Origin of the sequence: Halomonas sp. 3A7M, assembly GCF_014897875.1 — a bacterium.
Taxonomy (GTDB): domain Bacteria; phylum Pseudomonadota; class Gammaproteobacteria; order Pseudomonadales; family Halomonadaceae; genus Vreelandella.
In genome coordinates, this window is record NZ_JABUZD010000158.1 from 1 (window position 1) to 803 (window position 803).

An 803-nucleotide genomic window follows, 5' to 3' on the forward strand; every position below is an offset into this window, starting at 1 on the left:
TTATCCACATCGGTGCCTTTCACCAGCGCCACGTGGTAAGAAAGCAACTGTAGCGCCACCACGTGTAAGACGGGCGAAAGCAAACCATAGTGCTCTGGCATCACTAGCACATTCATACCGTCACTCGGTTTTACGGCACTGTCACCATCCGCAAACACATACAGCTGGCCGCCACGGGCGCTGACTTCCTGCATATTGGCTTTGAGCTTTTCGAGCAGCTCATCATTAGGGGCCACCACTACCACTGGCATATCCGCATCCACTAGTGCTAACGGCCCATGCTTTAGCTCCCCTGCGGGGTAGGCTTCTGCATGAATATAGGAGATTTCTTTTAGCTTCAGCGCACCTTCCAACGCAATGGGGAAATGGCGGCCACGGCCTAAGAACAAGGCATGATGCTTATTGGCAAAATGCTGCGCCCACGCCTTAATACTTGGCTCTAGCGCCAGCACCTTCTCAACCGCAATGGGCAAGTGACGTAGTTCATCCAGATAGGCTTTTTCATCAGTATCAGCTAACCGCTGTTTCGCTTTTGCCAACAACAGCGTGAGCAAAAACAGCGCGCTCAGCTGAGTGGTAAACGCTTTGGTAGAGGCCACGCCAATTTCCGGGCCAGCACGGGTAATAAAGCGCAGCAGGGTTTCACGCACAATGGCAGATTCAGGCACGTTACAAATCGCCAGCGTATGGGCATGCCCCATAGATTTGGCGTGCTGAAGTGCAGCGAGGGTATCCGCTGTTTCACCAGACTGGGAAATCACCACCACCAACTGGTTAGGGTTCGCCACGCTAACGCGGTACCG

Annotated in this window: 1 protein-coding gene; it reads right to left on the reverse strand. The window is 53.5% G+C overall.

All coding sequences use genetic code 11. From position 1 onward, the window contains the following. A partial coding sequence (locus INT19_RS13755) for an SIS domain-containing protein (protein ID WP_193061186.1) occupies positions 1–803 on the reverse strand: 803 nt, incomplete at both ends.